This is a genomic window from Mycobacterium gordonae (assembly GCF_001417955.2).
GTDB classification, from domain to species: domain Bacteria; phylum Actinomycetota; class Actinomycetes; order Mycobacteriales; family Mycobacteriaceae; genus Mycobacterium; species Mycobacterium gordonae_B.
The window spans coordinates 1-4,997 of record NZ_LKTM01000091.1; the positions used below are offsets into that span (position 1 = coordinate 1).

Consider the following 4,997-nt stretch of genomic DNA (forward strand, 5'->3'; position numbering starts at 1 on the left):
TCCCCCGCTCTGACAACGTCATCGGGCGCATGCGCAGCCGCCCGATACGCCCCGCGCCGGAGTGGGCCGTCGCCCCGCGGCGCGGTGAAGCACTGCCGGCAAGCAGAAACTGGCCACCAGACGGGTCGTCATCCACAGCGCGGCGCACGACATCCCACACCTCGGGAACCTTCTGCCACTCGTCGATGAGCAACGGCCGCCGCCGAGTCACCAGAAGACCCGGGTCAGCGTGCACGGCCTCATAGTCAGTCAGTTAGCATAAACACCGCCCGACCGTAACCCTGCATGAACCACAGAATCGCTCTGCGCTGCACTTATACGGTGGCGCTTAACGGCACTCGAACCGCCGGATTCGGTGATTGAAACAACGGCTAGCAGCGCTTCAGATTTGCTCGATTTCTGAACGGTCTCGCTCACCAGTGGTTTTGCTCCCGCATGTTGATGCGGTCAACCCGGCGACGTCAGCCGCTGTTTGGCCAGATTACGGTTGTCACGGCTGCAGGTGCGACTGCGGCCGGTGGCGCATTCCGCCACAAGGATCGGGCCGAGCAGCTTTGCAACGAGTGCAGCTTTTAGAAACTGCTGACCAAAGCTGTCCACCACGAGTCCGATCCAGGCACACAGCGACGAGGCATCGTCCAGAAGCCCCTTTTCGTGTCGCGACCAATTGCGTGAAGTACAGAAGGCAATCGTCGCGACATTAGTAACCAACGCCGTGTCCGCCGAGAATTGACGTCTGGTTGGCGCGGCAGTGCTAAATTTGACGCATCATGGCCACCGGCGCGTGTAGGCAGTCGTCGCTGCGGTTGATCACCACGATCGCAGCGATCCTTTGGCTTCTGGTGGGCGGCACTGCGGAGTTCGAGCACACCGCGCCGCCAACGCCGGACACCGCCCATGCCGTACTGACCTCCTTCGCGGGTGCGGTCGTCGTCAACGGCGACCCCATGCATTTGAAACTGTTTCCGTCGCCGGAATGCCCGAAGGCATTCGCTGCAGGAATCCTGCCCCAACTGGCGCCCGCGCTGATAGCGCTCGGGTGGCTTGCGGCGCTGATTGCGGTAGCGGAACGCAATGTCGAGCGCTTGCCGCAGTCCGGACGAAGCCCGCCACCATGGCGGGTCACTGTTCCAAGCGCTCAAGCTTTATTGACCAGACTTTGTATTGCGCGCCGCTGAGCCAAATTGCGTCATACCGTCGGGCCCTGCATGCTGCTCTGCCCTGTGATCGTTGATTTCGCCGGGTGGCCGCGCATCGATTAGATGGCCGTGGCGCGAACTTTGTCGCAGTCTCGGCTGACTGTCCAAAGTGGTACGGGCCCAGTGGTCTTGACTTATACCTCGCCGCGCGGATCATCCTGCCAGTTCGGCATGTCGCGAAAACTTGACCGGCGCGGGACGGTTTGTCTGCTCCTCCGAAAGTCTATCGCTTGAAGGAAATCGTGTTCACACACATTGTCAAAGATCCGTCGTCGATGACGGCAGCTCGCTGCAACTCGGCTTTTACTTCCTCAGTCGAGCCGCTCAGGATTTCGGCGATTCCTTTACACGGACGCACTACCTCCGTCGCGGGATTCACTGTGCGCTGTCTTACTGGCGGCGTAACGACGCCCCAATGGCGTCCGCGACTATCTCAGCCGCTCGCCGAGTAAGCTTAAGGCCGGACAATGGATTTTGGATTGATGCCGCCTGAAGTGAACTCTAACAGGATGTTTCGTGGTCCGGGGTCGGAGCCATTGTTGGCCGCAGCTGCAGCATGGGATGCGTTGGGACGAGCTCTGTATTCGGCCGAGATCTCGCTCATCTCCGTGGTCTCCGGCCTGGGCAGCGGGGCCTGGCTGGGACCCTCGGCAACGTCGATGGCGGAGGCAATCAGGCCGCACCTCAAATGGATTGGCACAGCGTCCATCCGCGCGCACCACACGGCAGCGCAAGCCAGGTCGGCGGTAGCAGCCTACGAAACGGCACTGCGGGCCACGGTGGTGCCGACACAAATCGTCGAGAACCGCGCCCGGCTGCGGTCGCTTGCCGCAGCGAACCGACTCGCTCAGTACACGCCCGCGATTGCCGCTGTGGAAGCCCGCTACTGCGAGATGTGGGCGCAGGATGCCCAGGCGATGTACAGATACGCAAGCGATGCGGCAATGGCGACGCGACTGGTTCCCTTCCCCGTGCCCGATATCGGGCTCGACCCCGCCGCTCCCGGTGAACAAGGTGACAGTCCGACGCTCACCCAGGCCGATGCTCAGCTGTACCACGCGGTGCCGCACGCACTGAACCGACTCGCTGCACCGACGGTGCCCCCGGGCACACCCCAGTCGGCCGTAGATCTTGTTGATAATCCAGCGCATTCGGAGGACTCCGGCATGAGGTCGTCGATGTCAGCGGTCTCCACGCTGGTCTCAACGCTTGCGAAACTGGACACCGGTCGCCGCGGCGCAATCGGCCGGCCGTTGTCCGCGTCGGTGCAGGCCTGGTTCAGCGGGTGCCGCCGTCCCGGTACTAAGGGAAGCCAGGCCGGGCCGGCCGCGAGGCCCGACGTCGGGCCCGCGGCCCTAATCGGCGAACTCTCGGTGCCGCAAGCCTGGGTGGACAGAGCCCCCCCGAGTCGGCGAGATCAGCCTGCGCGACGAAATCCGGCCAGAGGATCCTGAGGTGCTGACGCGTTTGCGGATTAAGGGTGTACGTCCCGACACCGCCGAGGTGGTCGCGGGTGAGCTTGGTATTGACCAGTGCGGTGCTCCGGTGATGCAGCAGCACAAGCTCACCGTGGTGCGCGAACGTCAGGACGAATGCTATGTCGTCAGGCTGGTGGGTGGCGGGGTCATCGACGCTTCAGCACCGGCGAGGGTTGACCTCACGATGGGTCCGTGCGAAACAGATGTCGCCGTCGAGTCTGCCGACCTCGCCCTGGCGATCGACAATCTGCGGCGTGTGCCCGGTGTCCCGGATCTCGGTGCGCAGGCGGTTGAGGCCACCCGGCAGAACTGCGGCATGTCACCGCGGTCAACGCCGCCGGACTGCTCATCGCTGCCGGCGGAGCGTTGTCGCCCGTACTGGCCGCGATCCTGCACAACGCGTCTTCGGTGGCGGTGGTCAGTAACAGCTCGCGCCTCATCCGATATCGGCTCACCATTGGGCGGGTGCAGCCGTCACCGGCTGATGGCGACATCACAGAATTGGCGTCAACCGGTGGCTAATTCGAGCAGTGGCAGCCCGATTAGGCGTTCTTCATCCGAAAAGCACCGATCCCGGCGGTCGGCGGGCTGCTCGACGTTGGCACTGATGTGCGCAGTGCTGGCGATCGCCCTGGCCCCGCGGGCCGCAGCCGATCCCACCGACGATGCATTCATCGCCGCGCTGCAACGGCACGGGATTCCCGTCGCCGATCCCAGCAGGGCAATCGGGATAGCTCATACCCTGTGCAGCGACCTGGACTCAGGTCAGTCGCGTACTTCGCTGGTGCTGCCGCTGGCTAGAGCCGCCAACCTCACCGCGCACGAAGCGGCATATTTCCTCGGCGCCGCAGTCGCTTCCTACTGTCCTGACTGAATACTTGATTCCGCGATCATCATCCTTGGGGACGGTGCGCCCTCTACCGCGCCGCTACGCCGATGCTCATACACCAGCTTTCGATCATTGCTTGGCGATCCGCGCCTTGGGCCGCTGCGGAACATAAATGACACCGACCTCGAGTCGGGTCGCCGGACCTCTCCGCCGCACCGAGAGCACAGCCGGTGCTCGTCATCATCAACTCCCCTGCCGAATCCAGCCAGTCAAAGTGCAACAATGCGGCGCCGTAGCCCCGCGGGTGCAGCAGCCAGGCTCGAAACGGATTCACCCGTTGGCGGAGCGATGCACTGGCCCGTGCGCATCGTCGCAATGCGATTCATCTCCGGCAACGTCAGAGGCGGCGTCTGAGATCTTCCCGTGATCGAGTTGCAAAGTGCTGTGGGTGATTCCGTACGCTTCGGCCAGCAGACGCGCCAAGTCGGCGCGAGTCGCATGGTAATCGCTGCCTGGGAACAGAATCACGTGGGCAGACAGCGATGGTGTGCCAGAAGTGATCTCCCAGACGTGCAAGTCATGGACTTCGACGACGGCGTCGTGAGCAGCCATCGCACGTCCGATTACCTCGGGATCCATGTCCGCAGGAGCAGCTTCCAGGAAAATCAAGCTCGCCGCGCGCACCAGCCCAACACCCGCGCGCAGCATCAGTGCCACCACGATCAACGTGGCGATCGCGTCCGCACGAGCGAACCCTGTGATCACAATGACGACCCCGGCGACTGCGGTCGCGATGAACGCGAACAGATCGTTGAGGATGTGCTGAAACGCACCCTCGACGTTGAGGCTGGATCGGTTGGCACGGCTGATCATCCACGTCGCCGCAATATTGATGACAACGCCAACTAGCGCGGTGATCAACACCAACATCCCGGTCACCTCAGGAGGCTGTATCAATCGTTGGATTGCTTCGTACCCGAGCCAACCAGCCAACACTAGTAGCGTCACACCATTGGCTTGCGCAGAAAGGATCTCCACGCGCTTCCACCCGTAGGTCATCCGCCCTGCTGCCGGGCGGGCGGCAAGCCGAATCGCCCATAATGCCAAGGCGATAGACGCAGCGTCGGTCAGCATGTGAGCGGCGTCAGAGAGCAGAGCCAATGACCCTGCGATGAACCCGACCACAACCTCACCGATCATAAAAGCCAAAATTAATGCCAAGGCGCCGGTTAACCAGCGCTGGTCGGCGTCCGCCGCCTGGTGTCCATGCCCGTGTGCGTGTCCGTGACCGGCGCCCATGACTCCCGCCTTCCATCCGTTCTGTGCCGTGTCTGACTATCCTGATCAACATATGCGCATATTGCCATGTATGCAATCACCTCAGTTGCGAGGTTATCCGTCCTGCCCACGCCCTGAAAGCTGATATGTAGGCATCTGTTGTCAAGAGGCAGGTGAAAGCCGCCCCGGTTTGGTGCCGGGGCGGCTTTCGTT

6 protein-coding genes and 1 pseudogene are annotated in these 4,997 nt (G+C 62.7%); 4 read left to right on the plus strand and 3 right to left on the minus strand.

Annotation, left to right across the window (positions count from 1 at the left end):
• On the minus strand, window positions 1-235 hold a 235-nt coding region (locus AO501_RS10130; protein WP_231752429.1), incomplete at its 3' end, for an AAA family ATPase.
• A 212-nt stretch (window positions 236-447) separates the two neighbouring features.
• The gene (locus tag AO501_RS37060; RefSeq protein WP_156298758.1) at window positions 448-711 is read right to left on the minus strand and encodes a hypothetical protein; all 264 of its coding nucleotides are present in this window, start codon (window positions 709-711) and stop codon (window positions 448-450) included.
• Window positions 712-770: 59 nt separating this feature from the next.
• Here AO501_RS37060 and AO501_RS10135 point away from each other — a divergent pair, with 59 nt between their 5' ends.
• The 4 genes and pseudogenes from AO501_RS10135 (at window position 771) to AO501_RS37880 (ending at window position 3,551) form a co-directional block, all read left to right on the plus strand.
• Window positions 771-1,178 (plus strand): hypothetical protein, encoded by a 408-nt coding sequence (locus tag AO501_RS10135; protein ID WP_055577594.1) that lies wholly within the window; start codon window positions 771-773, stop codon window positions 1,176-1,178.
• 503 nt (window positions 1,179-1,681) lie between these two features.
• The gene (locus AO501_RS10140; RefSeq protein WP_269323520.1) at window positions 1,682-2,653 is read left to right on the plus strand and encodes a PPE family protein; all 972 of its coding nucleotides are present in this window, start codon (window positions 1,682-1,684) and stop codon (window positions 2,651-2,653) included.
• A pseudogene (locus tag AO501_RS39080) lies at window positions 2,607-3,199 on the plus strand (copper-transporting ATPase); the annotation flags it as partial. The gene AO501_RS10140 and the pseudogene AO501_RS39080, both read left to right, overlap by 47 nt.
• A gap of 85 nt (window positions 3,200-3,284) precedes the next feature.
• A complete protein-coding gene (locus AO501_RS37880) occupies window positions 3,285-3,551 on the plus strand; it encodes a DUF732 domain-containing protein (protein WP_055577596.1) in 267 nt (88 codons plus the stop codon).
• 285 nt (window positions 3,552-3,836) lie between these two features.
• On the opposite strand, the gene AO501_RS10150 is transcribed toward AO501_RS37880, so the two are convergent.
• Window positions 3,837-4,805 carry a cation diffusion facilitator family transporter gene (locus AO501_RS10150; RefSeq protein ID WP_055577597.1) on the minus strand — a complete coding sequence of 323 codons (969 nt, stop codon included), beginning with the start codon at window positions 4,803-4,805 and terminating at the stop codon, window positions 3,837-3,839.
• Window positions 4,806-4,997 lie beyond the last annotated feature (192 nt).